This window comes from Desulforudis sp. DRI-14 (assembly GCF_052618305.1).
Map to the genome: position 1 here is coordinate 22,568 of NZ_JBQXEZ010000015.1, position 26,739 is coordinate 49,306.

The 26,739-nt window shown below is 57.8% G+C and carries 24 protein-coding genes; all 24 read left to right on the forward strand.

Going from position 1 to position 26,739, the window contains the following annotated elements:
- The first annotated feature begins 185 nt into the window (after positions 1 to 185).
- Entirely contained in the window at positions 186 to 902 is a 717-nt protein-coding gene (locus ACUM6F_RS09180) for a M23 family metallopeptidase (protein ID WP_445349028.1), read from the forward strand.
- 327 nt (positions 903 to 1,229) lie between these two features.
- Positions 1,230 to 1,382, forward strand: coding sequence for a hypothetical protein (locus tag ACUM6F_RS09185; RefSeq protein WP_426405421.1), 153 nt, complete (start codon positions 1,230 to 1,232; stop codon positions 1,380 to 1,382).
- A gap of 193 nt (positions 1,383 to 1,575) precedes the next feature.
- Positions 1,576 to 2,454, forward strand: coding sequence for a M50 family metallopeptidase (locus ACUM6F_RS09190; RefSeq protein WP_425622067.1), 879 nt, complete (start codon positions 1,576 to 1,578; stop codon positions 2,452 to 2,454).
- A gap of 114 nt (positions 2,455 to 2,568) precedes the next feature.
- Complete coding sequence (locus ACUM6F_RS09195) at positions 2,569 to 4,440, forward strand: TIGR03960 family B12-binding radical SAM protein (protein ID WP_445349029.1); 1,872 nt, start codon at positions 2,569 to 2,571, stop codon at positions 4,438 to 4,440.
- Positions 4,418 to 5,095: a TIGR03936 family radical SAM-associated protein gene (locus ACUM6F_RS09200; RefSeq protein ID WP_445349030.1), complete on the forward strand. Its 678-nt coding sequence runs from the start codon at positions 4,418 to 4,420 to the stop codon at positions 5,093 to 5,095. The genes ACUM6F_RS09195 and ACUM6F_RS09200 overlap by 23 nt, the downstream gene beginning before the upstream one ends.
- A gap of 128 nt (positions 5,096 to 5,223) precedes the next feature.
- The gene (locus ACUM6F_RS09205) at positions 5,224 to 6,480 is read left to right on the forward strand and encodes an Rne/Rng family ribonuclease (RefSeq protein ID WP_445349031.1); all 1,257 of its coding nucleotides are present in this window, start codon (positions 5,224 to 5,226) and stop codon (positions 6,478 to 6,480) included.
- Between the two features lie 74 nt (positions 6,481 to 6,554).
- Positions 6,555 to 7,184, forward strand: coding sequence for a hypothetical protein (locus ACUM6F_RS09210; protein WP_445349032.1), 630 nt, complete (start codon positions 6,555 to 6,557; stop codon positions 7,182 to 7,184).
- A gap of 337 nt (positions 7,185 to 7,521) precedes the next feature.
- A complete protein-coding gene (gene rplU, locus ACUM6F_RS09215) occupies positions 7,522 to 7,833 on the forward strand; it encodes a 50S ribosomal protein L21 (RefSeq protein ID WP_445349033.1) in 312 nt (103 codons plus the stop codon).
- 42 nt (positions 7,834 to 7,875) lie between these two features.
- The gene (gene rpmA / locus ACUM6F_RS09220; RefSeq protein ID WP_425622062.1) at positions 7,876 to 8,139 is read left to right on the forward strand and encodes a 50S ribosomal protein L27; all 264 of its coding nucleotides are present in this window, start codon (positions 7,876 to 7,878) and stop codon (positions 8,137 to 8,139) included.
- A gap of 195 nt (positions 8,140 to 8,334) precedes the next feature.
- On the forward strand, positions 8,335 to 9,396 hold the full coding sequence (locus ACUM6F_RS09225) for a uroporphyrinogen decarboxylase/cobalamine-independent methonine synthase family protein (RefSeq protein WP_445349034.1): 1,062 nt from the start codon (positions 8,335 to 8,337) through the stop codon (positions 9,394 to 9,396).
- Positions 9,396 to 10,220 (forward strand): histidinol-phosphatase HisJ family protein, encoded by an 825-nt coding sequence (locus ACUM6F_RS09230; RefSeq protein WP_445349035.1) that lies wholly within the window; start codon positions 9,396 to 9,398, stop codon positions 10,218 to 10,220. The genes ACUM6F_RS09225 and ACUM6F_RS09230 overlap by 1 nt, the downstream gene beginning before the upstream one ends.
- Positions 10,221 to 10,410: 190 nt before the next feature.
- Complete coding sequence (gene mraZ / locus ACUM6F_RS09235; protein WP_425622059.1) at positions 10,411 to 10,848, forward strand: division/cell wall cluster transcriptional repressor MraZ; 438 nt, start codon at positions 10,411 to 10,413, stop codon at positions 10,846 to 10,848.
- A 265-nt stretch (positions 10,849 to 11,113) separates the two neighbouring features.
- On the forward strand, positions 11,114 to 12,079 hold the full coding sequence (rsmH, locus tag ACUM6F_RS09240) for a 16S rRNA (cytosine(1402)-N(4))-methyltransferase RsmH (RefSeq protein ID WP_445349036.1): 966 nt from the start codon (positions 11,114 to 11,116) through the stop codon (positions 12,077 to 12,079).
- A gap of 222 nt (positions 12,080 to 12,301) precedes the next feature.
- Positions 12,302 to 12,745, forward strand: coding sequence for a hypothetical protein (locus ACUM6F_RS09245; protein ID WP_445349037.1), 444 nt, complete (start codon positions 12,302 to 12,304; stop codon positions 12,743 to 12,745).
- 123 nt (positions 12,746 to 12,868) lie between these two features.
- Positions 12,869 to 15,043 carry a stage V sporulation protein D gene (locus ACUM6F_RS09250; RefSeq protein ID WP_445349038.1) on the forward strand — a complete coding sequence of 725 codons (2,175 nt, stop codon included), beginning with the start codon at positions 12,869 to 12,871 and terminating at the stop codon, positions 15,041 to 15,043.
- A 12-nt stretch (positions 15,044 to 15,055) separates the two neighbouring features.
- Positions 15,056 to 16,531 (forward strand): UDP-N-acetylmuramoyl-L-alanyl-D-glutamate--2,6-diaminopimelate ligase, encoded by a 1,476-nt coding sequence (locus ACUM6F_RS09255; protein WP_445349039.1) that lies wholly within the window; start codon positions 15,056 to 15,058, stop codon positions 16,529 to 16,531.
- Complete coding sequence (locus tag ACUM6F_RS09260; protein ID WP_445349040.1) at positions 16,524 to 17,924, forward strand: UDP-N-acetylmuramoyl-tripeptide--D-alanyl-D-alanine ligase; 1,401 nt, start codon at positions 16,524 to 16,526, stop codon at positions 17,922 to 17,924. The genes ACUM6F_RS09255 and ACUM6F_RS09260 overlap by 8 nt, the downstream gene beginning before the upstream one ends.
- Positions 17,921 to 18,931, forward strand: a complete 1,011-nt coding sequence (gene mraY / locus ACUM6F_RS09265) for a phospho-N-acetylmuramoyl-pentapeptide-transferase (RefSeq protein WP_445349041.1) — start codon at positions 17,921 to 17,923, stop codon at positions 18,929 to 18,931. Before ACUM6F_RS09260 ends, mraY begins: the two co-directional genes overlap by 4 nt.
- A 192-nt stretch (positions 18,932 to 19,123) precedes the next feature.
- The gene (murD, locus tag ACUM6F_RS09270; RefSeq protein ID WP_445349042.1) at positions 19,124 to 20,482 is read left to right on the forward strand and encodes a UDP-N-acetylmuramoyl-L-alanine--D-glutamate ligase; all 1,359 of its coding nucleotides are present in this window, start codon (positions 19,124 to 19,126) and stop codon (positions 20,480 to 20,482) included.
- 15 nt (positions 20,483 to 20,497) lie between these two features.
- Positions 20,498 to 21,604 (forward strand): stage V sporulation protein E, encoded by a 1,107-nt coding sequence (gene spoVE, locus ACUM6F_RS09275; protein ID WP_426377382.1) that lies wholly within the window; start codon positions 20,498 to 20,500, stop codon positions 21,602 to 21,604.
- Positions 21,605 to 21,615: 11 nt separating this feature from the next.
- Positions 21,616 to 22,731: an undecaprenyldiphospho-muramoylpentapeptide beta-N-acetylglucosaminyltransferase gene (gene murG, locus ACUM6F_RS09280; protein ID WP_445349043.1), complete on the forward strand. Its 1,116-nt coding sequence runs from the start codon at positions 21,616 to 21,618 to the stop codon at positions 22,729 to 22,731.
- A gap of 374 nt (positions 22,732 to 23,105) precedes the next feature.
- A complete protein-coding gene (murC, locus tag ACUM6F_RS09285) occupies positions 23,106 to 24,485 on the forward strand; it encodes a UDP-N-acetylmuramate--L-alanine ligase (protein ID WP_445349044.1) in 1,380 nt (459 codons plus the stop codon).
- Positions 24,486 to 24,487: 2 nt separating this feature from the next.
- On the forward strand, positions 24,488 to 25,390 hold the full coding sequence (gene murB / locus ACUM6F_RS09290; protein WP_445349045.1) for a UDP-N-acetylmuramate dehydrogenase: 903 nt from the start codon (positions 24,488 to 24,490) through the stop codon (positions 25,388 to 25,390).
- Between the two features lie 12 nt (positions 25,391 to 25,402).
- Positions 25,403 to 26,656, forward strand: coding sequence for a UDP-N-acetylglucosamine 1-carboxyvinyltransferase (gene murA, locus ACUM6F_RS09295; protein ID WP_425622049.1), 1,254 nt, complete (start codon positions 25,403 to 25,405; stop codon positions 26,654 to 26,656).
- The last annotated feature ends 83 nt before the right edge of the window (positions 26,657 to 26,739 follow it).

The following is a 26,739-nucleotide window of genomic DNA, read 5'->3' on the forward strand; positions in this document are numbered from 1 at the left end:
TTCTGGGTTGCAGCAGCTGCAGAGGCATTTTACACGACTATGATTTCCAGGAAAGGCTGGTTGTACTCCCCCGGTTCTTGCCCCAAAAATTTGCTCCGGGCCACCCGGACAGCCTGTCATATTACAGACCCGTCCACATAGACTATAGTACTAACAAATCTTGGGGGGGATGACCGTTGCGTTCCATGGACAGACGTTTGCCCCAATGGCCCGTTGGTGGGACGGGCTTTCGCCGGAAGAAACCCAGCCGCCGGCTTGTAACGCAAATCGCGGTGGTGGCGGTGTTGCTCCTTACCATTCTCGCCATACGAGACGCCAAATCCCCATGGGGAACGGAAGTGCGGGAAACTCTCCGGTCGGCATTGACTACGGAATGGGATTACGAACCTGTCCTTAATCGCCTGATAGCTTTTGGCTTGCAGACGGTCAGCGTGGACATGCCTTTCTTTGACACCCTGCCGCACCGCGAGAAGAGTCCGGGCGGTGAAGTCACTGAAGTCATGAGTTCGGACGATATGCTAACCCTGCCAGTATCGGGCAAGGTTGCCCGCGGTTACGGCTGGGTGGTCGACCCGCTTGACGATATGGAACGCTTTCACCCCGGCGTCGACATCGCTGCCTCGCCCGGAACGCCGGTTAAGGCCGTGTTGAACGGGAAAGTGGCACGGATTGGAGAGGACCGGGCTTACGGGAATTACATCCTGATCGACCACGGCAACCGCACTTATAGCCTCTACGGGCAGGTGGAGGATATTCAGGTGGCTGTCGGGGACAGCATTTCCGCCGGCCAGGTTATCGCCAAGACCGGAGGCGAGGATGAAACCGGGGAAACAGGCCTGCATTTTGAATTCCGCGAGAACGGGCAACTGATCGACCCACTGACAAAGTTTGACGTGCCTTGATAAAGCGCTGGGCATTGAGCACTGGGCATTTAGAATTAAGCAGCGGAACGGCAAGAATCTAAATCCTAACGCCAAACACTCATAAACACCGGCGCGTTTAGCGCTCAGCTCTTAGATGTCAAATATCAGGACATCGTTAACAGTTTTGGGACCGTAACATCGTTTACATGTCCTACGTTAAGATCCTTGCTCTATCGGGGGAAAACCCCGAACGAATCGCTAAAGGCTTCAGGCTGGAGCCTTCGACTCCTACACGAAACTTCTTTACCGAAGGATGCGCCAACCTCCGGGACGGTCAAGCTGATCCGCTTCATCAGGAGCGATGCAATGCTCGACATCTTCACTGAGCGCTTTCACCTTGATAAAAGTGTCGTGTACGAATACGTGACTGCAACTATCTATGTCAAAGAACAAGTGCTTATCGTTGACTGCCAGGGCCACGAGGTCGCGGTTATCGACTACAAACTACCCTGGATGTAAACGATGTGCTGCTACTTATCACTTAGCATTTAGAGGTGAGAGGACCTTTGGCAGCAACCAAGTGGCATCACTGGAGTTCACCCAATTTCGAATTCTAAATGCCGAGTGCTGAATACCAAAAGCTAAATGGCCAATCCGAAATTTCTTTAATCCCTACACCTTATACCTTACACCTAGACCGGGAGCGGGCAACGTGAAGATCTGTCGCATTCAGGGCATCGCCTTTGAGATCAACAACTGGTTTCTCGCCTTGCTGGGGGTATATTTTGCGGCGGGGGTGCTCGGCAAAGGGCTGATCGCCTTCGCCGTGGTTTTCTTTCACGAGCTTGCTCACGTATGGGCGGCCAGAAAAGCGGGGCTGCGGATCAGCGGAGTTGAACTCCTGCCCTTCGGCGGAGTGGCCAGGGTTTCAAGCGAGCTTATCCTTGACCCTAAAAAGGAAATATTCGTAGCTGCCGCCGGCCCCCTGACAAACCTGTTTCTGGCGGTTCTCGTCCTTGGTCTGGGGCAGTACGGGTACTGGAGCGAAGCCTTCAGCCCCTTCTTTGTACAGTGCAACTTAATGCTTTTCCTTTTTAACTTGTTGCCGGGGCTGCCCCTTGACGGCGGGAGGGTCTTTCGCGCCCGTCTGGCACGGCGGATGAACCTTCCTGAAGCGACCCTGCGCATGGCCCGGTGGGGACAATGCTGGGGTGCCTTGATGACGCTTCTGGGTGCGGCCGGGGTCGCCTTGGGCTTCTGCGGTCTTGATATCGTGGCGACGGGGCTTTTCCTGTTTTACGCAGCGCGCCGGGACGGCCTCGAAGCCCCCTACCTGTATGCCAATCACCTGATCAACAAGGAGCGCGACCTGCAGCGCGCAGGCATCCTCCCCGGAGAAGTGCTGGTCGTCCATGAAGACCTTCCGGTGTGGAAGGTCACCCGCCTCTTTGTTCCCCAGAAGTATCACCTCGTCTTCCTTGTTGACGGGCAGGGCAGGATTGTAGACACCCTGGAGGAAACCCGCGTGGTCAAGACGGTTATCGACGAGGGACCATACGTTCCGGTAAAACTGGTAAAAAAGGGTTTTTAGGCGGAGTAGAGAATAGTTTTTGGAAGCAGTTGATTGTTCGCAAGGTAGGCAATAATAGAGAAAACCGCAGTTATGCTGCATATAGTAATTAGACGCAGCAGGGGAGGAGCACCTTTGTCTGTCCAGCTTGAACACCTTTTGTCAAGGGTTGAAAAACCGGCACGGTATATCGGCGGGGAATACAATGCCGTTCTTAAGGACTGGGATGACGTCAAGGTAAGAATTGTTTTTGCCTTTCCGGATATTTATGAGGTGGGCATGTCCCACCTCGGCCTGCAGATCCTGTATCACGTGGTCAACAGGCGTAGCGACGCCCTGATGGAGCGGGTTTTTGCCCCCTGGGTGGATATGGAGGCGTTAATGCGGCAGCAGCAGGTGCCGCTTTTTGCCCTTGAGTCGCGCCGGCCCCTACGGGATTTCGATATTGTAGCCTTCACCCTTCAGTACGAGCTCTCTTTTTCGAACGTGCTGAATATGCTTGACCTGGCACGCATTCCCCTGTACGCGTGGAAGCGGGCTGAGGACGACCCGCTGGTGATCGCCGGCGGACCCTGCGCTTACAACCCGGAGCCGCTGGCCGATTTCCTGGACGCCGTTTTCCTGGGCGAAGCCGAGGAAGCCTTCGACGAGATTATCAGCGCCTATCAAGCGGCCAAGGAGCAGAGCTTGAGCCGCCGGGAATTATTACTCGCGCTTGGTCGCATTCCCGGCGTTTATCTCCCGTCCTTCTACGCTGTTCAATACGACGACCGGGGACGGGTGGCCGGCATTATTCCTCGTGACCCGGCCGTGCCCCGAAAGGTGGCGAAGCGGGTTGTGGCCGATCTGAATGAGGCGCCTTTTCCGACAAAGCCCATCGTCCCCAACATTAAGGTGGTTCACGACCGGGCTGTGCTGGAGGTCTTTCGGGGATGCACCAGGGGGTGCCGCTTCTGCCAGGCCGGGGTGATTTACAGGCCGGTGCGCGAGCGCGACGTTAACCGCTTGATGGCGCAAGCCGACGCAATTATCCGCAACACCGGTTATGATGAGGTATCCCTGGCTTCCCTGAGCACGACGGATTACTCGGCCATCCGCCCGCTCGTGAGAGAACTGGTGGAGCGTTACGCGGACCGTAAGGTAGGCATATCACTACCTTCCACAAGGGTCGACGCCTTCGCGGTTGACCTGGCCAAGGCCATTCAGGAAGTCCGTAAGTCCGGCCTGACGTTTGCCCCTGAAGCGGGGACCCAGCGCCTGAGGGACGTCATTAACAAGCGGGTGACGGAGGAGGATCTGCTTGCCGCTGTTACGGCCGCCTTCAAGGCTGGATGGCTGCGGGTGAAACTTTATTTCATGCTGGGCCTGCCTACCGAGACGATGGACGATGTCGAGGGCATCAACATCCTGGCGCGCAAGGTGATCGACACCGGCCTGGAGGCGGGAGTTCCCGCAAACAGGTTGAGCGTAACGATAAGCGCGTCGTCCTTTGTCCCCAAGCCGCACACGCCTTTCCAGTGGGAACCGTTCATGCGGGCGGATGAACTGCGCGCCCGCCAGGATTGCCTGAAACGGCGTCTAAAAGGCAGAGGTCTGGTATTTTGCGCCCATGACGTCGAGACAAGCTTTCTGGAGGCCGTGTTTGCGCGCGGCGACAGAAGGCTTGGCGCCGTTCTGGCCAGGGCCCGGGAATTGGGTTGCCGGCTGGACGGCTGGCGGGAATGGTTCAGTCCCGAACTCTGGCGGCAAGCCTTCGCCGATACGGGTTTAACCCCGGAGGAGTTTGCCTACCGCCGGTTTGGCTACGAGGACGTCCTCCCCTGGGATCACCTGGAAGCGGGGGTGTCGAAGGCTTTCCTGGTTGCCGAACATAAACGGGCCCTGGCGGGCGAGACCACAGCCGATTGCCGGGCGGGCCGCTGTACCGGGTGCGGGCTGTGCCCCACGCTGGAAGTGGAACCGCGGATTCCGGGGGTGGCGGTCGATGCGCATCAGGCTTGCCTATAAACAGTGCGGACCGGCCCGTTATCTCGGGCACCTGGACGTTATGCGCGCTTTTGAAAGAGCCTTTCGCCGTGCCGGTTTGCCCCTGGTGTACAGCCGGGGATTCAACCCCCGGCCCAGGATGGTGTTCGCCGCGCCGCTCCCGCTGGGGTTCTGCGGGGGCCAGGAGTATGTCGACGTGGAGCTAGCCGACACGGTAGACCTGGAACAGCTTCAAGAGGCCCTCAACCGGACTCTCCCGGCGGGGTTGGAAGTCTTCAAGGCCAGGAAGGTTCCCGATGTTACCCCGGCGCTTATGAGCATTCTCAACAGCGCGCGCTATACGGCGTGCGGCGAGTTGTCCGGCGAAGCGCAGCCCGAGCGGGTTCGGGATGCTGTTGCTGCGCTGATGGCGCGGGGAGAAGTTTATGTGGAAAGGGAGACCGACAAGGGCCTTAAGAAAAGAGACATTCGCCTGGGGATCAGGAGTCTGCAGGTTAGTGTTAAAGACCGAAGTTTTATGCTGATTATGGAGCTTGCCGCGGGCAGCGGCGGTACCGTCCGCCCGGACGAGGTGTTGATCGCGCTTTCGGAGTTAGCGGGCACTCCCCTTGAGGCTGTCGACGTCTGGCGTACAGCGTTGCTTTCACGCGAGGGAAAGGTCCTCTGGGAGTGCTGACCCAACACTCAATTGAATAGAAACTTGTTAGTTTAGTTTAGATGTAGTTACTTTTCTCCAGCTGAGTTTGGTCAATGATAATCAGTGTCGTATGTTCAGTTGAGTGCTGGGCTGAAAGGTGGGAAAAAGTGCATAAAAAAGAGCTGATTGTGAGTTCGCGTAATAATGTTACCAGGGTTGCCCTGCTGGAAGACGGGGTGCCTATGGAAGTATATATGGAGCCGGTGAGCGATTTCTGCTTGGTAGGAAGCATCTTCAAGGGCAAGGTGGAGAATGTTTTGCCCGGCATCGAGGCGGCTTTTGTCGACGTCGGGTTGGGACGTAACGCCTTCCTGTACGTCAACGACGTGCTGGCGCCGCAGCAGAACACGCACCGCCACCTGTCGATCAAAAACCTGGTGCGTCCCGGCCAGGAGATCATTGTCCAGGTGGCCAAAGACCCTTTGGGGAATAAAGGTCCCAGGGTAACCATGCGGGTTAATCTCCCCGGCCGCTACACGGTGTTGATGCCGACCGTAAACCACATCGGCATTTCCCGGCGTATCGAGAAAGAAGAAGAACGCGAGAGGCTCAAACAACTGATCAACCAGGTGCGGCCCAGCGGCATGGGGGTTATCGTCCGCACCGCCGCGCGTACCGTCGATGAAACGGCCGTCAAAGAGGACATCATCTCCCAGTACAACCTCTGGCAACAAATCCTAGCGCGCGCGGAAACGAGCAAAGCGCCGTCCCTGCTTTACCGGGAGTGTGCCCTGCTCCCCCGGATTATCCGCGACCTCTTTACCGATGAAGTGGAACGGCTGATCGTGGACTCGCAAGCTGACTTCACGCGGGTCATGATGCTCGTCGACCAGATGCCGGAGCGCTTCAGGGGAAAAGTGGTCCTGGAAACGTATTCCGACATCTTCGAGCACTACGGCGTGAAACAGGAGATCAATAAGGCTTTGCAGCGCAAGTACTGGTTGAAATGCGGCGGTTACCTGATCTTTGACCAGGCCGAGGCCCTCACCGTCATCGACGTCAATACGGGGAAGTATACCGGGCATATCGACCTGGAAGACACCGTCTACAAGACCAACCTCGATGCTGCCGTGGAAATAGCCCGCCAGCTCAGGCTGCGCAACCTGGGGGGCATCATCATCATCGACTTCATTGATATGGCCAGGGAAGATCACCGGAACAAGGTGTTAGAGGTGCTGTCCGAGGAGATAAAGCGCGACCGGAGGCGGACGCACATTATGGGGCTTACCCGCCTGGGTCTTGTGGAACTGACCCGCAAAAAGGTCCACCCGAGCCTGGCGGAAATCCTTCTTGATACCTGTCCCCACTGCAATGGCGTGGGTAAGGTAATGACGGACGAGAAATTCGACCTCGCCGTCGAATAGCTGACTTTTAGAGACTGTTGAAAAACGCACGTGGCCTTTTTAGGTATTGCCACCTTTTGAGCTATTTGTGTTGTTTGGGAGCGAAGATAGAAGGGCCTTTTGGGGTCCTGAGAAAAACATTTTACCCCAAGCCGCTCCAGGTTTCATGCGGGTTAGGGGCATGCGTAAGGGACGAATACCGGATCAAGCCCGTCATTGACATCCGCAACCTGTGGCGGAACGGCGAAGAGACGCGGCTTGTAACCGGGAAGGAAAACATCGTTTACGATTACCGGGGCACGGTATATTGCTACTGTCCGCAAACAAACAAGCGTCGTGCGATGGCCTTCGGGGGATTTGAGCAAGATCGGGAAACCCTGAAATACCGTTGTCCGGCCCGGCACTATGGAGTAGCATGCCGGGGGATGGAGCAGTGTTCGGCCACCGGTGGGGTGCGCATTCCCTTGGCGGAGGACCGGCGGATCTTCACGCCCCTGGCCCGCTCCAGTTACAAATGGGAGACAACCTATAACAAGCGCACAGCCGTGGAAAGAGTAAATGCCCGTCTGGATGAGGTCTATGGATTTGAGAAGCATTTCATTCGGGGTTTGCCCAAGATGCGGCTGCGGTGTGCGCTGGCCCTGATGGTAATGCTGGCGATGGCTGTGGGCCGGTTGCGGCAAAAACAGGGAGCGAATTTGCGAAGCCTGGTGCAGGCGGCCTGACGAGATCAAACCGGCGAACAAAGTGCCCCACCGGAGAAAAACCTCAAGAGGCGGGGGATAGGTATGCCCTTTAGCAGGGTTACAAAAGGGTAGAGCAGGTAATTAACCCAATATTAGGTAACACATACAGCGAGAGGCTTCGAAAACATCCGTCTCGGGTTTGAGCATTGTTCTGCCGAGAGTCAAAAACTTTTACAGCGCAAATGCCTCCTTTTAGGTATTGCTTGAAATTTGACCACCTGTATGGTAAAATAACCATTGCGTGAACCGCACGGGGAAGGTATACAAGCGGTGCAAGCCCACCTGGCCCGGCGAGTCCTGAAAAGGGGGAAACGTAGTGTACGCGATTATCGAGACCGGCGGTAAGCAGTACCGCGTCCAGGAAGGCGACCAGATCTTCGTCGAAAAGCTCCCGGCTGAGGCCGGTGAAACGGTGACCTTCGAGCGTGTGCTCGCGGTAGGCAAAGACGACGGCCTGATGGTCGGAACGCCTGTCGTGGAAGGGGCGAAAGTAACGGGCAAAGTGGTCAAGCAGGTACGCGGGCGGAAGATCATCGTCTTCAAGTACAAGCCGAAAAAGAATTACCGCCGCAAGAAGGGGCACCGCCAGCCTTACACCAAGGTGCAGATCGAGAAAATCGAAGCTTAAGTTTGTTTGCATAGAGTTTTTACCCGAGGAGGTGCGTGATCTATGGCACACAAGAAAGGCGTAGGCAGCTCGAGGAACGGCCGCGATTCCGAAGCTAAGCGATTGGGGACCAAGTGCGGCGACGGCCAGTTTGTGACTGCCGGGAGCATCCTGGTTCGCCAGCGCGGGACAAAGATTCACCCGGGACAGAACGTCGGCATCGGCGGTGACGATACCCTCTTTGCCAAGATCGACGGGATTGTTTCCTTCCAGCGCAAGGGCCGCGACAAGAAGCAGGTCAACATTCTACCAGCGGCTTCTGTCTAAGATTGTTTTTTTTGCTTGAAACCAGCCTTAGAGAGGCTGGTTTTTTTTTTACGAAAATATCGGTATGAAAATATGGGACCGGAGTCTGAAGGATATTTAGGTTAAAGTAACCAAAGATATTGAGATAGACCGGTGCCCAGCGCTGCGGCCCAGCCCGGTCCAAGTTCATGTTGCGTTGAACGGAGGAAAAACAAGGTGTGGAAACCCGAAGGATTGATCACGGGGATCGGCAGCATCCCGTTCCTTGAACCCGAGCCGGCGATCGAGATGATCATGCAAACCCTTCCCCGAGCGCCGCACTGGCCCCAGCTCCCCAAGAGGGGGGACATGGAAGGGTTTGTCCTGCAGTTCTTAAGCCCGCTGATCGAATGCGGTATCCTGGCGCGTGACGGTGAAAAGGTGTATTTTGCGACCGAAGACGAAGGCTGGGCCGATGGCCTGGCCCGGTTTTACGCCCTCTACCTCGCGGTGGAGGAAGGGGATGAAGCAGCGCTTGATTCCTTTACCATTCCCGAAGAGGCCGCGGTCGGTTTCTGGGCTTTCCTGCGCCGTCTGGAGGGTGCGGACCCGCCGCCTTACGTTAAGGGTCAGGTCGTGGGTCCGCTGACGGTTGGTTTCCGGCTGACTGATGCCAAGGGGCGGCCGGCCTATTACGACGAGCAGATCCGAGACGTTATCGTCAAAAATCTGGCTTTGCACGCCCGCTGGCAGGCAGGGAAGCTCGGTGGGTACGCCCGTCAGGCGCTCGTCTTCATCGACGAGCCGGGGGTCAGCATCTACGGCCAGTCCACCTATATTACGGTAACACGGGAGATGATCGCGGAAGACTTGAAAACCATAGTTAAAGCGATCAAGGCTGCCGGGGCGAAGGCCGGTATTCATTCCTGCGCCGCCGTCGACTGGGGCATCCTCTATGACGCCGGTCCCGACATTGTAAGCTTTGACGCTTACGAATACTTCAGTTCCCTGATTCCCTTCCGAAGCGAAACGGCGGAGTTTATCGGGCGGGGAGGCGTCCTGGCCTGGGGCATCGTTCCCACTTCGGACAAGGCTTACGGGGAAACGGGAGAAAGTCTGGCCGTCAGGCTGAGCGGCTACTGGAACGAGGCGGCGGGATGGGGAATCGACCCCGCCTTGATCAAGTCGCTTGCCATTGTCACTCCGGCATGCGGGACGGGGAGTCTTGACGAGGCGCTGGCCCGGAGGGTGTACGGACTGCTGGGCGATTTGGGCGGCTTGTTGCAGGGGGGCCGCTGATGGTGCTCTTCGGCCTGGTCGACTACCATATCCATACCTCCCGCTGCGGGCACGCCAGGGGCGAGATTAAGGACTACGTAATGACGGCCGTACAAATGGGTTTTGCGGAAATCGGAATAGCCGATCACATTCCGCTGTACTGGCTGCCTCCCGCCGAGCGCGACCCGCAGCTCGCGATGGCCGACACGGAACTCGCGGCCTATGTCGAAGAAATCCTGGCTTTGCGGAAGATGTTTCCCCAGATCGGGATCAAGCTCGGTATCGAAGCGGATTACGTGCCCGGCCGCGAGGATGAATTAAGGACCATCCTTCAGGCTTACCCGTTTGACTATGTGCTGGGTTCGGTGCATTACATCGACGGGTGGGGCTTTGACAATCCCGACCTCGTGGACGGCTACGCCCGCTACGATCCGGACACTTTGTACGGCAAGTACTTCATGCTGGTCCAGAACGCCGCCAGGTCCAACCTCTTTGATGCCATTGCCCACCCGGACCTGATCAAAAAGTTCGGCTGCCGCCCCGCGGCCGACCTCGGGGGCCTTTATCACGGCACGGCCTGTATGTGCGCCGCCGCCAATATCGCGGTAGAGGTCAACACGGCGGGCCTGCGCGCCCCGGTTAACGAGATCTATCCTTCAAGAACCTTCCTGCGGTACTGCCGCGAGTTAGATGTTCCGGTCATCCTGGGCTCTGACGCTCACGCTCCCGGGCAGGTGGGCGCGGGTTTCTACCAGGCGCTCGAACTCCTCAACGAGGTTGGATATGAGGAGATTGCGCTGTTTGAGGGAAGGAAGAGAAGCAAACTGAAGATCACCACCCGCTGACATCCTCATCAAGAATGTTTGATAAACCCTTTTAAGAACCCTTTCTGGAATGAGAAAGGGTTTTTTTATAACATACAAAAATTTTTTTGCTGGCTGACATTTATTTTGCAGGAGATTTCTGGGGGGCAAAGAATCATTTGTGGTGTAAAGTGGTGCAAAGTGGTGGAAAAACCCCGAAGGGGATTGCGCAGTGTTTATCGGCGAATACCAGCACACGATGGACGGCAAGGGCCGGCTCTTTATCCCGGCCAAGTTCCGCGAGGACCTTGGTGACAGGTTTGTGGTCACCAAGGGGCTGGATCGCTGTCTTTTTCTTTATTCACTGGATGAATGGGCTTTAATGGAAGCAAAGCTGCGCAGGCTCCCGCTGGCAAAGGCCGATGCCCGCGCCTTTGCTCGCCTGTTTTTCGCCGGCGCCGCCGAACTCGAGGCTGACAAGCAGGGCAGGATCCTTATTCCTGCAAACCTGCGCGAATACGCGGGACTGACCAAGGACGTGGCCGTCATCGGCGTCGCCTCCAGGGTGGAAATCTGGGACCAGGGCGAATGGCTGCGCTACTCGGGCGAGGCCGGCGGGTCGTTTGAAGAAATCGCGGAGAAAATAGTGGATCTGGACATCGATCTATAAACGGTAAATGCCCATCAACCCTGCCTTCTTATATGGGCTTATGGGCTTCTGTAAAAGTTCATTCGATCAGATGGTAGTTTTAAACGTTATCGCCTTGTCGCCGCTGCCTGACAAGCGGATGTAAAGCCGGATACGCCAGTGTACTCGGCCCTCAGCACTTAGATTATAAATCGTCCCTTTTCGAATGCCGAAAGCTGAGCACCAAATGCCGATGTGGGATTCCTTGGAGTCCCACTGCCAACATCCAAATTGGGGAGTGTGGCTGTTGAACGAGCAGGCCCTTAATTTCAGCCACCAGCCGGTAATGCCGGAAAAAGTGATTGAAGCCCTGAACGTACGGCCGGGCGGCGTTTACGTGGACTGTACGCTTGGCGGGGCGGGGCACAGCCTGGCCATTTTGCAGCGGATGGGTGGAAAGGGGCTTCTCGTAGGGCTTGATCAGGACCCGGCCGCCCTGCGTGCGGCGACGGCCAGGTTGGCCGGTTTTGCCCGGCAGGTGCGCCTGGTGAAGGCCAATTTCAGCGAAATCAGCCGGGTGCTGGATAATTTGGGAGTCAAAGGAGTGGACGCCGTCCTTTTTGACCTGGGCGTCTCGTCACCTCAGCTCGATGTCCAGGAACGCGGTTTCAGCTACCAGCTTGACGGGCCTCTGGACATGCGGATGGACCCGGAAATGACGGTAACAGCTGCCGACCTTGTCAACGAATTGCCGGAGGACGAGCTCGCAAGGATCATCAGGGATTACGGCGAGGAGCGATGGGCCAGGCGGATCGCGGCCGCGATCGCGGAGGAACGGAGAAAGCAAAGAATTTCCACGACCGCCCAGCTATCGGACATTGTCCGGCGGGCCATTCCCGCGGCAGCCCGCCGTTCCGGGCCGCACCCGGCGCGGCGTACCTTTCAGGCGTTCAGGATCGCCGTCAACAACGAGCTGTCCGTACTTAATGCGGCCCTGACCCAGGCTGTCAAGGCCCTTAACCCGGGAGGGAGAATCGCCGTCCTCAGCTATCACTCCCTTGAGGACAGGATTGTCAAACAGGTATTTCGCGATTTTGCGAGGTCCTGTATTTGCCCGCCGGGGTTGCCGGAGTGCCGCTGCAACAGGAAGCCGCTGCTCAAGGCCCTGACTTCCAGGCCCATTACGCCGAACGAGGACGAGGTGGCACAAAACCCCCGTTCCAGGAGCGCCAAGCTTCGTGTCGCCGAGAAACTGCCCCCATTTGAGAGATGAGAGGTGAGATGTGGGAAGTGGGATATGAGGTTTGGAATTCGCGGAGCGAATTCCTTCAAGCTACTTACCTCTGACTTCGCACATCCCACATCTTTTTAAACAGGCCCTTCTAAAGAGGGACGAGGGTGAATAAGGATGATAGTAGCGCAGGAAAAACCAAATTATTCCTACGTTGAGCAACCAACCCAAACTCAAATCAGGTGGTCACGGCCGCAGCCCGGAATGGGAAGGCGCACGCGCATCCTGCTGACGGCGCTGGTCGTGGGAACCTTTGTCCTGGGGGTTGCGCTTAATCTTTACTGCGCCAGGGTTGTTCAACTCGGCTACAAGGCCGCGATGCTGAAGGCCGAGATAGCCAGGTTGGAGGCCGAAAACCAGAACCTGGAGGTTGCGATTGGACGGCTTGACTCCCTGGAACGTGTCGAGGCTGCCGCTGTTACCCAGCTGGGTATGGTCCAGCCGAGCAAGGAAAACGTCCTGTTTGTTGCGGTGAACCCTGCGGCCATGCCGGATCAGGATCTTCTTCAGGATGATAAGGAGGCCAAGCCGTCGACAATTCAAAAGGAACCGGGCAATCTCGCCGACGCCCGTTACGAAAGCAAGGGACTGCTGGAAATGCTGGTCCGGATTGTTTGCCAATGGGAAGCGAAGGTGAGAGCCGGCTGAGTTTTAAGTTGCCCAATACAACCACATAGTCCGCATCTGGAACTGTACAGGACCGCAGCGGGAACAAAATGGCATAAAAACCCGGCAGGGTTCGGGGCGGCGAGCGGGAATTGGAGGATCGGTATGCTGGCAACAAGCATTGCTATGCGCAAGAGAATTATAACTCTGTTCTTACTTACCGCCACCGCCTTAGGGCTGCTTATATTTCGCCTGGCCTACATCCAGTTTTTTATGGGGGATAAGCTGCGGACCGACGCGCTGGAGAACCGGATGCGCGACATTCCGGTAGAAGCCAAACGGGGTACCATTTATGACCGTAACGGCCGGGAGCTGGTTACGAGTGTGAGTGTGGACTCCGTTTTTGCTATTCCTTCACAGATTAAGCACCCAAGTGCGACGGCGCAGAAAGTGGCCGCCATCTTACAGATGGACCCGGATAAAGTTTATCAACTGGTCACCAAGGAGCAGTCCTTTGTGTGGATCAAGCGCAAGGTGGACTACGAATTGTCCCGCGCCTTGAAGAAAGCCAAGGCCGAAGAGAAGAAGGACAAGGCGCCGGACGTTCTGGACGGGATTGATTGTGTGGAGGAGAGCCGCCGGGAATACCGCAAAGGGACTCTTGCCGCTCACGTCTTGGGGTTCGTGGGTGTCGACAATCAGGGGCTCACCGGCATCGAGAAAGCATTGGATGAAGAGCTTCGCGGTATTCCCGGGCGCATCGTCATGGAGTACGACGCCTGGGGACAGGAGATTCCGACGGCGGAGCACAAATATTTCAAGCCCGTCCAAGGTTACAACCTCTTGCTGACTATTGACGAGACCGTTCAGTATTTCGTGGAGCGCGAGCTGGACCGTATCGTTGACGCCTTTAACCCGGCCAACGCTGTGATTATCGTGATGAACCCCAAGACAGGGGAAATCCTTGGCATGGGCAACCGCCCCAGCTACGACCCGAACAAGTGGAGCGATTACCCGCAAAATATCTGGGACCGGAACCCCGCCATCTGGTACAACTACGAGCCCGGTTCGACATTCAAGATCATCACCCTGTCCTCGGCCCTGGAAGAGAAAACGGTAAAGCCCGCGGACCGTTTCTTTGATCCTGGATATGTCAAGGTCGCGGACCGAACCATAAGGTGCTGGAAGCATGGCGGGCATGGATCGCAGAGCCTGGCCGAGGTCGTGCAGAATTCCTGCAACCCGGGATTTATCAAGATAGGGCTGGACCTTGGCAAGGAGCGCTTCTACAAGTACATTAAAGGTTTCGGGTTCGGTGCTTTAACGGGCGTCGGGCTGCCCGGAGAGGCGCACGGCATTTTGATTCCGGAGAAGAATGTCAAAACCCTGGACCTGGCGACGATGTCCATCGGCCAGTCGATCGCCGTGACGCCGATTCAACTGGTGACCGCGGTGTCAGCTGCGGTCAACGGCGGGAATTTGATCCAGCCTCAACTGGTTAAGGCTGTCACAGACAACAATGGCAGAGTGATTAAAGAGTTTAGACCGAAAATTACCCGCCGGGTGCTTTCCGAACAGACATCAAGGGAACTGGCTGCTTACCTCGAAAATGTTGTGTTAAACGGCACGGGCCGCAATGCCTATATCGAAGGCTACAGGGGCGGCGGCAAGACCGGTACGGCCCAGGTTGTCGGACCGTCAGGCGGGTACGTCAGCGGTAAATATGTATCCTCTTTTGTGGGTTTCGCTCCGGTTGAGGACCCGCGCGCGGTTATACTGGTAATGGTAAGCGAACCGAAGGGCGGGGTTTATTTCGGTAGCCAGGTCGCGGCGCCGTCTTTCCGGGCGGTGATGCAGGACACCCTGCGTTACCTCGGGGTGCCAGAGCAGAAGAATTTGCCGAGGCCCGCGCCCCTTAATCCCTGGGTGCAGGAGGAACCGCCGGCGGAGGTTACGGTGCCCCAGGTCGTCAACCTGCCGCTTAACGAAGCCGTGAACGATTTGCGCTCGGCCGGCCTGAACTTTGTAATTCGCGGGCAGGGGTCGGTCGTTTATGATCAGATCCCGAAGGCCGGAGCCACGGTAAAGGCGGGCACGACGGTCATCCTGGACCTTAAGGCCGGCCCGCCGCTGGAAGGCCGGGTAACGGTGCCCGACGTGTCGGGATTGACAATCAAGCAGGCCGGCGCCCTTCTCGAAAGCCTTGAATTGCGGATGGAGCCGTCGGGTACAGGTGTTGCTTTCAAGCAATCGATAGCCCCTGGACAAAAGATCGATCGGGGAACCATCATTAAAGTAGAGTTCAAGCCTCCGGCGAACGACCCTGAGATAGGGGATTAGGGAGGTGGGTTGATGCAGTTTGCAGAATTGGTTAAGGGACTGCCCGTCCTGGCGGCCGAAGGGGACCTTTCCGTTGATGTTAAAGGTATAGCTTACGATTCCAGGAGCGCGGTTCCGGGCTCTCTTTTCGTAGCCGTTCCCGGGTTTAATGTCGACGGCCACGCCTTTATTCCACAGGCGGCCGCGAACGGGGCCGTGGCTTTTTTGGTCCAGCGCCCCGAGGGTCTTCCTGAGGGTCCTGCCTGGGTGGCCGTTCCCGACTCCCGGAAGGCCTTGGCGGCAGTGGCCGCGCGGTTTTACGGCTACCCTGCCCGCGAACTGCACATCGTCGGGGTGACCGGCACGAACGGGAAAACCACGACCACCTACCTGATGAGGTCAATCTACCGGCATCTGGGTTTTAAGACGGGCCTTATCGGCACTATCCAGTGCCTTATCGACGATCAGGCTGTCCCGGTGGAGAGGACCACCCCGGAATCGCTGGACCTGCAGAGGCTTTTCCGGCGGATGCGTGACGGCGGAGTAACCAGGGTCGTGATGGAAGTGTCTTCACACGCGCTGGCGCTGCACCGGGTTGACCCTGAAAGTATCGACACCGCCATTTTTACCAACCTGACGCAGGATCACCTGGATTTTCACGGGGATATGGAGAGCTATTACGCGGCCAAGGAGCGGCTGTTCCTTGAACAGCGCGCCGGCACCCTGGCCGTGGTCAATGCCGACGACCCTTACGGTTTGAGGCTGAAGGTTTCTTGCAAGGGCCGGGCTATTACGTACGGCCTGCGTTCCGGTGCGGATGTACGTGCGGATGACGTCCGGGTAACCCCAAAAGGGGCGGCCTTCAAGATATCAAGCCCCTGGGGGGAGTTTAAGCTCGGCCTTAAATTTACCGGCCTTTTCAATGTCTACAACAGCCTTGGCGTGACTGCCGCCGCCCTGGGTGAAGGCATCCCCGTGCAGGACATTGTGAACGCGCTGTCAACGGCGCCCGGTGTTCCCGGACGCTTCGAGCAGGTCGACGCCGGTCAGGATTTCACGGTGATCGTGGATTACGCGCATACCCCCGACGGCCTCGAGAACGTGCTCCGGGCCGCGCGGGAGATCGCCCCCGGGCGGGTGATATCTGTCTTTGGTTGTGGCGGTGACCGCGATCGCGGCAAGAGGCCCCGGATGGGAGCCGTCAGCGCCCGCCATGCCGATTTTTCGGTTATTACCTCCGATAACCCCCGGACGGAGGATCCCCTGGCCATCATTGCCGAGATCGAGCCGGGAGTGCGGAGCGCCGGCGGAAGCTACACGGTAGTTCCCGACCGGAGGGAGGCGATCCGCAGCGCTTTGCAGATGGCGAAAAACGGCGACATTGTCGTCATCGCGGGCAAGGGCCACGAGACCTACCAGATTGTCGGCGGAACTAGGTATCCTTTCGATGACCGGGATGTTGCGCGCGCGACGCTGGCAGAAATGGGGTACACGGATTACCATGCTTAGACTGAGCCTGGCGGAAATCGCCGCTGTTACCGGGGGCAAGATTTTACAGGGAGAACCGGGACTTACCCTGGACAGCGTCAGCACCGACTCGCGGCGGATCGGCGGGGGTGAGCTTTACGTTGCCTTGCGGGGACTGCGCTTCGACGGGCACGACTTTGTGGCTGATGCCGCGGTGCGGGGGGCGGCAGCGGTATTGATCCAAAGGGACGTCCCTTTGCCGGGGGAGGTAGCTGCAGTCCGTGTCGAGGACACGCTGCCGGCCCTTCAGGCCTTGGCCAGACATAACCGGCGGGTCTGCGGCGTACCTGCCATTGCCGTCACGGGCAGCACGGGAAAGACGACAGCCAAAGACATGATTGCCGCTGTCCTTGCGGTAAGGTTTAGGGTGCTGGCCACCACGGGCAATTTTAATAACGAGATTGGCGTTCCGTTAACCCTGTTGGAACTGAACGAGAAGCATCAGGCGGCCGTGGTCGAGATGGGGATGCGCGGCCCGGGGGAGATCGCCCGACTGGCGTCGATAGCCGAACCCCACGGGGCGGTAATCACCAATGTCGGCGAAACCCACATTGAACGCCTGGGATCGGTGGAAAACATCGCCCGGGCCAAAGGAGAAGCCCTTGACTTCATCGGTAAGGACGGGTTTGCCCTGCTGAACGCGGACAGCCCTTATCTTGCTGAACAGGCCCAGCGCTGCCGGGGGCGCGTGCGCTTTTTCGGAACTTCGCCGGCCGCCGCCATCCGCCTCCTGGCTTATCAGCATGCAGACGGGGGTTCCCGGAATGTCGTCAGCGTCGACGGGCATGAATACCGGCTTGAATTGCCTGTTCCCGGACGCCACAACGCCGTTAACGCCCTGGCGGCTATCGGGGCCGGCCTGGAAATGGGCATGGACTTTGCGTCCATCCAGCAGGGCCTGAGCAGACTGCAGCTTTCGCCGATGCGCCAGGCTATCGTAGACCTGGGGGGAGTCACCGTACTCAACGACGCATACAACGCCAACCCCGCTTCGATGCGGGCGGCCCTGGCCGTGCTCAAGGAAATGGCCGGAACAAGGCCAACGGTGGCGGTACTCGGCAACATGTTCGAGCTCGGGGAGCGGGCGCAAGCGGCGCATTACGAAGTCGGAGAGGCCTGTGCACGTGAAGGTGTCGGCTACTTGGTCACGGTCGGTAACCTGGCCCGGGAAACAGCGCGGGGGGCGCTCGAAAACGGCATGGCTGAAGACAGGGTTCGCCCGTGCGCGGATAACGAGGAAGCGTTGAACGCCCTGAAAGAACTTCTTAAGGGACATGAGTTCGTCCTAGTTAAGGGTTCCCGGGGGATGAAAATGGAAACTGTCGTGGCCGGCCTGGAACAGTGGGCCACGGGGCAAGAGGTGGAAACACCGTGAACCTGGTGTTGCTCGCCGGGGGGATTGCGTTGGTGGCGACTATCCTTACCGGACCCTTTTTCATACCGACCCTGCGCTGGCTGAAGTTCGGCCAGCACGTTCGTTCAGACGGGCCCCGCTCACACCTGAAGAAGGCCGGTACCCCCACAATGGGGGGGATCATGTTTCTTTTCGGGATTACGGCGGCGATACTAGCGGTCATCGCTCTTTACCGGGGCACGCCGAATTTGAGCGGATTGAAGGAAGGGCTGGTTGTCCTCCTGGTAATGCTCGGTTACGGGGCGGTAGGGTTTATTGACGACTTTCTCAAGATCGCCCTCCGGCGCCCCCTGGGCCTCAAAGCCCGTCAAAAACTGCTGGGGCAAGTGGTTGTGGCTGTCATCCTGGCCGTTGTCACTGTGTTCTTTCTAGGGAGAGGCACCGACCTGGTCATTCCTTTCAGCGGTTTCCTGCAGCCGGGGGGCATCAGCATAGACCTGGGCTGGTGGTTCTTCCTCGGGTTTACCGTCCTCGTCCTTCTCGGTTCGGCCAACGCCGTCAACCTTACCGACGGCTTGGACGGCCTGGCCGCGGGCGCCACGGCCATTACGGCGTTTGCCTTCGCCCTCATCGCTATCATTGTCGACAAAACCTGGGTGGCCGTCGTTTTAGGAGCCATGGCCGGCGGATGCCTGGGGTTCCTTTATTATAATCGTTATCCCGCCCGCGTTTTTATGGGCGATACGGGTTCACTGGCCCTGGGAGGCGGGCTGGCGGCGGCCGCCGTGTTGACACGGAGCGAGCTTTTCCTGATATTCATCGGCGGTATCTACGTTATGGAAACCCTGTCCGTGATGGTGCAGGTGTTTTCTTTCCAGGTCTTTGGCCGGCGGGTTCTCCGGATGGCCCCTCTCCACCACCATTTTGAACTGATGGGCTGGACGGAAACACGGGTCGTTACGACCTTCTGGCTGATAGGCCTGCTTACGGCCATCATCGGCCTGCTGGGACTATACCGGCTCGGGTGAGAGGTGGGAAGTGGGAAGCAGGAAGTGAGAAGTGGGAGTTTCTCACCTCTCACCTCTCACTTTCAGTCATTGCAAAGACGATGATGCAGGTTATAGAGTACCTTTTAAGCATCTGGCATAGTATCTAGATTCTTATTCCTTAACCCGTTGCATTGGCTTTTGCAACGCTCTACTAGCTAACGAGGTGACAGCATGGATCTCGCAGGCCTTAATGTACTGGTGGTGGGGGCTGGCAAGAGCGGTCGCGCCGCCAGCCGTTTTCTGGTTTCCAAGGGAGCCCGGGTCACGCTGACCGACGCTAAGGGGGCCGACGCTTTTGCAGGTATCCAGGAGGAGGCCCCCGGTGTCGAACTGGTCCTGGGGGCCTACCCGCAGGTTGAGCCCGGGCGCTGGGACCTGGTCGTTGTCAGTCCCGGGGTGCCGGTAACGGTTGAACCCGTCACCGCTGCCCGCGCGGCCGGCATCCCCGTCATCGGGGAGCTCGAACTGGCCTGGCGGTTTTGTCGCGCTCCCGTCGTCGCCATCACGGGCACCAACGGCAAAACGACAACGACCGCCCTCGTGGGGGAGGTCTTCCGGCACGCTGGGAAAAACACGCTGGTTGCCGGGAATATAGGCGTGCCCTTTATCAGCGGGGTGGAGCGGTACGGGCCCGGGGACGTCGTTGTGCTGGAGGTTTCCAGTTTCCAGTTGGAGACAGCGCCTACATTCCGGCCCCGCGTTGCGGCGATTCTGAATATCACTCCCGACCACATCGACCGGCACCGCTCCCTGGAAGCGTACATTGAGGCCAAGGCCGCTATCTTTAAGAATCAGACGCCGGATGATTATACCGTCCTTAATTACGACGATCCCATAACTGCCGCGCTTGCTTCTCGCTGCTCCGGGCAGGTCATATTTTTCAGCAGGCGACATAGGCTAGAACAAGGTATTTATCTCCAGGAAGGCCAGATAATGACTGCGGGTTCCCGGGGCTCCTACAGGATCTGTCCTGCCGGGAGCCTGCGCATACCCGGCGGTCACAACCTGGAAAACGCGCTCGCGGCTGCGGCCGCAGCCTGGGTGATGGGTGTAAGGCCGGATGTTATCGGTGAAGCCCTAACCGGGTTCAGAGGGGTCCCTCACCGGCTGGAGGAGGTCGGGATGGTTAACGGCGTCCGTTACATCAACGATTCCAAGGGAACCAACCCCGACGCTGCCATCAAAGCCCTTGAGGCTTTCCGGGAACCGATTGTCCTGATCGCCGGCGGGCGGAACAAGGGCAACAGCTTTCAAGAATTTGCCGCCCGTTTCCCCGGCAGGGTACGGGCTCTGGTTGTACTCGGTGAAAGCGCGGAAGATATCGCCCAGGCCGCCAGGGAGCAGGGACTTGAAAGGATACTGCGGGCGGCCGACTTGAAAGATGCGGTCAGGCTGTCCCGCGACAACGCCGAACCCGGTGACGTGGTCCTGCTTTCGCCAGCCTGTGCCAGCTGGGATATGTTCAAAAGTTATGAAGAGCGCGGGGACCTGTTTCGTGAAATCGTCAAGAGGATGGCTGCCGAAGGGTGACAGAAGGGGAGAGGAATGATGCGGCCGAAGAAGGGGGCGCCCGACTTCCTGCTATTTATCACGGTGCTGATGCTGCTCAGCATCGGCGTTATCATGGTATTGAGCGCGAGCGAGTACAGTACGCTGGTGCGATACCACGACAGCTTTTTGTTTTTTAAACGGCAGCTGGTCTGGGCCGTCCTGGGACTGACGGCGATGTTTGTCGCCATGAATTTCGATTACTGGCGGCTGAAGCAGTATGCCGGCTGGATGCTGGTGGGGGCGTTCCTACTCTTGCTCCTGGTCCTCATCCCGGGGGTCGGCGTGGAGTCACACGGCGCCAGGCGCTGGATAGGGGTGGGGAGCTTCACCTTCCAGCCGTCGGAACTGGTGAAGCTCTGCGTTATCACCTTTACGGCCTTCGGGCTTGCCAAGAAGAGGGACCAGATACGCTCCTTCACCAAAGGGGTGCTGCCCTTCCTGATCGTGGCCGGACTGGCCGGCGGGCTGATTCTGCTGCAGCCCGACCTCGGAACGGCAATGACGCTTGTCGGCACGGTTTTCCTGATGCTTTTTGCGGCCGGGACCCCGATGCGTGTTCTGGGGAGCCTGGGGATTATCGGTGTGGCTCTGGTGGGGGCGGCCATTTATTTTGAGCCTTACCGGCTGAAAAGGTTACTGGCTTTTCTTGATCCCTGGCAGGACCCCCAGGGCAGCGGCTTCCATATCATCCAATCTCTTTACGCCCTGGGGTCGGGAGGACTGTTCGGCACCGGGCTTGGGCAGGGCAAACAAAAGTTCCTCTACCTCCCCGAACAGCACACCGACTTTATCTTTGCCGTTATCGGGGAAGAACTGGGTTTTGTGGGCGCCACGTTGATCATCATCCTGTTTATGCTCTTTGTATGGCGCGGCCTGCGTATTGCCGTGGCCTCCCCGGACCCCTTCGCCAGCCTGCTGGCGACCGGTATCACCGGAGGCATTGTGCTGCAAGCGATTATCAACATCGGGGTCGTAACCGGCAGCCTGCCGGTCACCGGAATCACCTTGCCGTTTATCAGTTTCGGCGGCACTTCACTACTGTTTACCCTGATAGGAGTAGGTATCTTGCTAAACGTATCGAAATATGCAGTTAACAGGTGAGGTGTTGCCGGGTGCGGGTAGTGTTAACGGGCGGGGGGACGGGCGGGCATGTTTATCCGGCCCTGGCCATTGCCGGCGGCATTATGCACCGGCACCCCGACAGCGAGATACTCTATATCGGCGCCAGCCACGGGTTTGAGTCCGACATCGTTCCCAAGGCTGGTTATTCCTTTTTTCCCATCCCCGTCAAGGGGTTAGAGCGTAAGATTTCGCTGCGTAACATCCTGGCCGCGTGGCAGGCAGGGAAAAGTTACGCCCTGGCCCGCGCCAAGATTGCCGAGTTTAAGCCCCATGTCGTCGTCGGCACGGGGGGATACGTATGCGGCCCGGTCGTGCTCGCCGCCGTCCACCTGGGAATTCCCACCTTGATTCACGAGCAGAATGCCCTGCCGGGGCTGACGAACAGGCTTCTGTCACGTTACGTTACCAAGACCGCGCTGGCCTTTATGGATGCTTACAAGTACTTCCCGTCGCGCGCCCGGGTTATCCTGACAGGCCTTCCCGTAAGGGCGGAGATCCTCCGGGCCGACCGCAGGGAAGCCCGGGAGCGGCTGGGACTGGGTGACCTGTTTACCGTCATTTCTTTCGGCGGCAGCCAGGGGGCACGGACGCTCAATAACGCCTTCCTCGAAGTGCTGCCCCTTTTGGCCCCCGACGTCCGCTTCCATTTTTTTCACGCAACGGGTCCCGCCGGTTACCGGGACTTCCTGGCCGGGCTGGAAAACCGGGGTTTTAACTCTCAAAAGAACGGCAGGGTTGTTGTCGCCTCTTATTTTTATAACATTCCCGAACTCCTTGCCGCGGCAGACCTTGTCGTCTGCCGCGCCGGAGCCTCGACGTTGGCCGAGGTCACCGTCCTCGGGCTTCCCAGTATCCTCATCCCGTATCCTTTCGCTACCGGCAATCACCAGGAATACAACGCCAGGGCCCTCGCTGACCGGGGCGCTGCTTTGCTGATCAGAGACAGTGAGGTTACCGGCCGGAAAATCGCCGCCCTTATTAAAGGTCTGGAAGGTGACCGGGCGAGGCTGGAAAGCATGCGAACAGCGAGCAAGCAGCTCGGTAAGCGTCGTGCCCTGGAAAATTTGCTGGATGCCGTGGATAGTATCGCCAGTTGTGACCGTTGAAAGACTTTGCCTGATTTGTCAGCCTAGCACTCAATCCGTTATATGAAGATATTTCGATTAACGGAAACATTGGTTAGGGCACATCCCTGTACTTTGCAGAGGCTCATTGAGTGCTGGGTTACGTACAACCTAAAGCAATTAAGCGTTAGGATACAGAGGTTCGGGATTCGGCTTAATGCTTATGCCTTAGAGGCCTTTCTCGTCATGCCCGTTTTAAACGGTCGCTGGGTTACCCTGTTGAATGATTTGTCGTCTCACTCAAATGTCACTATACTTGTTTTGTGGGGCCTGTGGACAAGGTCCGGTAACACCTTACTCGGCACTTTGCATACTATATGTCGAGCAGGCGCCCCGTCAGGAAGGAGAGAGTGTTTGTGCCTTTGATTCCCCCACGTGTACACTTTATCGGGATCGGCGGGGTGGGCATGAGCGGTATAGCCAGGATACTCCTTGACACCGGTACGGCGGTAAGCGGGTCGGATCTCAAGAAGTCTGTGGTTACCGATCAGCTGCAAGCTAAGGGTGCGCAGGTCTTCTACGGGCACTCCCCTGCAAACATTGATAACGCCGATGTCGTCGTAGTATCTTCAGCAGTGCCTCCTGACAATGTGGAGGTGGTGGCGGCGAGACGCCGGGGGATCCCAGTCATTCCTAGAGCCGAAATGTTGGCCCGCCTGATGCGCCGGCAGAGAGGTATAGCCGTTGCGGGGGCCCACGGGAAGACCACAACCACCGCCATGGTGTCTCTGGTCCTCGAGCGTACAGGGCTGGACCCGATAATTGTTATCGGAGGTGAATTGCCTGAGATCGGGGGAAACGCTAAGGCGGGGAAAGGCGAATATCTGGTGGCGGAAGCCGACGAAAGCGACGGGTCCTTCCTGCTCCTTGACCCGGAGATCGCTGTTGTCACCAACGTGGAGAACGACCACCTTGACTATTACCGTACCGTAGCAAACATCGAGGAGACGTTCCGCCAGTTTATCAGCCGTATACCTCCCGCAGGCGTAGCCATATTGTGCGGTGATGACCTGTTTTTGAACCGCCTTGCCGCAGAGGCGTTCGTTCCCGTACAAACTTACGGCTTTAATCCCGACGCGGATTATCGCCTGGCAAACCCGGTGCTCAGCGGCTTAAATTCCGAAGCTGACGTGTTCTTGCGTGGGGACTTTCTTGGACGGCTCTGCTTGAGCGTCCCGGGACGGCACAACCTGCTCAACGGCTTGGCTGCGATTGCGGTTGGGATGCGCATAGGCTTGAGGTTTGACGAAGTGGCGCAAATACTGCAAGGCTTCCGCGGGGTCAAACGGCGTTTTCAAATCCTCGGCGATGTGGGCGGTGTCCGGGTGGTTGACGATTATGCCCATCACCCGACCGAGATCAGGGCAACGCTCGCCGGAGCCCGGCAGACCGGCCCGCAACGTTTGATTGCCGTTTTCCAGCCGCATCGGTACACCAGGACACTTTTTCTGCATAAAGAGTTTGGCGCAGCCTTTCAAGATGCCGATGTTGTTATCGTTAACCGGATTTACAGCGCGGGTGAAAAACCCATTAAGGGGATCAGCGCGAAACTAATCGCCGACGAGATCAGAGACTGTTCGGGCAAAACCCCCATCGAGCTCGATACCCAGGAGCAAATCGTCAGTTACCTTGCTTCAGTCGTTAGGCCCGGCGACCTGGTTATCACCTTGGGGGCGGGCGATATATGGAAGTCCGGTTTGGCGCTCGTTAAACGCTTAAGCGGTTTGGGGGGATAAACGTGTCGTTCGATCCTGGCCGGGAGCTTGTGATTAAAGGCAGGGTAGCGCGCGATGAGCCGATGGCCCGCCATACGACGTGGCGCATCGGCGGCCCGGCCGACTTGTTTATTGAACCCCGGGGAGTCGACGACCTTACCCGTGTCCTCGAGTTTGTGCATCGGTACGACTTGCCGCTGACCGTGATCGGCAACGGTTCCAATGTCCTGGTGGGGGACGGCGGCATCAGGGGAGCGGTCGTTAAGATCGGCCAAGGAATGAGCGGTATCAAGGTGGAAGGGAATGCTATACGTGCCGAGGCCGGCGCCAAGCTCGCGCAGGTAGGGTCAGCGGCCCTGAAAGCCGGTCTGGGCGGCCTCGAATTCGCTGTCGGCATCCCGGCTTCGATCGGGGGCGCGGTATTGATGAACGCCGGGGCCAATGGCCGGTCTATGGGCGATCTCGTTGACGAGGTAACTATCGTCTATTACGACGGAAGGCTTTGCCGAAAAAGCAGCAAGGAGTGTGCCTTCGGCTATCGTCACAGCCAGCTGCAGATAGAGCCTGCCATCGTAGTGGAAGCAATTCTACAATGTTATCCCAAGAGCCGGGATCTCATCAAAGAAGAAATAGAAGCTTGTATGCTCAAACGTAGGAACACGCAGCCGTTAGAATATCCCAGCGCGGGCAGTGTCTTCAAAAACCCTCCCGGAGATGCTGCGGGCCGGCTGATTGACCTGGCCGGCGCCAAGGGGATGAGCGTGGGCGATGCGCAAGTTTCGGAAAAACATGCCAACTTCATCATCAACCGGGGAACAGCAACGGCGCGTGACGTGCGAGAGTTGATTGAAAAAGTCAGAGCACTTGTCAAAGAAAAGTTCGGCATGGAACTGGAACTTGAGGTGAGGCTTTTGGGTGAACATTAGGCGGGGTGACATATGCGGAGGATTGTCATCAAAGGTGGCAACCGCCTAACGGGGACTATTCGTGTCAAAGGCGCTAAAAATGCCGTACTTCCTATTCTTGGAGCCAGTCTTCTCTGTCCGGGAGTTAGTATCATCCGTGACGTGCCGAGGCTGAGAGATGTAGAAGTCATGCTGCGGGTCCTGGAACACCTCGGGGCACAGGTAGAGTGGCGAGACGGCGTCCTTGCCGTTGACGCCTCCAGGGTGAAGCCGCTCGACGGGTCTGAAGAATTGATGCGCCGGCTGCGTGCCTCCAATCTTGTTCTGGGTCCGCTCCTGGGACGTTTCGGGCGGGTAAGAATTTCGCAGCCGGGAGGGTGCAATATCGGTTCCCGTCCGATGGACCTGCATATCAAAGGGCTGAGGGTTCTCGGTGCCCGAGTTTCGGAAAAGAGAGGGTATATAACGGCCAGTGCTTCCGAACTGGTCGGAGGCGAAGTCCATCTCGACGTCCCTAGTGTCGGCGCTACGGAAAACATCATGATGGCGGCAACCCTGGCCCGGGGCACAACGGTAATCCGCAACGCCGCCAAGGAGCCTGAAATCGTCGATCTGCAGAACTTTCTTAACAAGGCCGGAGCAAAGATCAGGGGCGCCGGCACCGGCGAAATTAAGATCGTCGGGGTTAAGGAACTCGTGCCCTGCGATCACAGCCTCATCCCCGACCGCATCGAAGCCGGCACGAACCTTGTGGCGGCGGCTATTACGCGGGGCGATGTCACTGTCACCAACGTCATCCCTGAACACGTCGAGCCGGTTATCGCCAAACTCCGCGAGGCCAGAGTGGACGTTACGGTTACCAGCGACACCATACGCGTACGAGCTCCCGAAAGACCCAAAGCAGTGGATATCAAGACGATGCCCTATCCGGGTTTCCCGACCGACATGCAGCCCCAGATGATGGCTTTCGCCTGTCTGTCGAGCGGCACGACCGTGATCACGGAAACGATTTTTGAAAACAGGTTCAAGCATGTACCCGAACTGCGCCGGATGGGGGCCAGAATTCACATCGAAGGACAGACGGCCATTATTCACGGCGTAGCGAAACTGTTTGGTACGCACGTTCAGGCGACCGACCTCAGGGCCGCCGCTGCCCTGGTTCTTGCCGGACTGGCGGCTGACAACACGACGGTTGTAGAGGACCCTGGACACCTGAACCGAGGATACGAGGATCTGGTCAACCGTTACAAAGCTCTAGGAGCCGACATTGAAGTAGAGGAGGATTGACGCCTCCTCTTTTTGGTTTACCCTTGGACAAGATTTAAGCCCCAGCGTATAATCAAGCTAGTAAAAAGAAGTGAGAGGCCAGA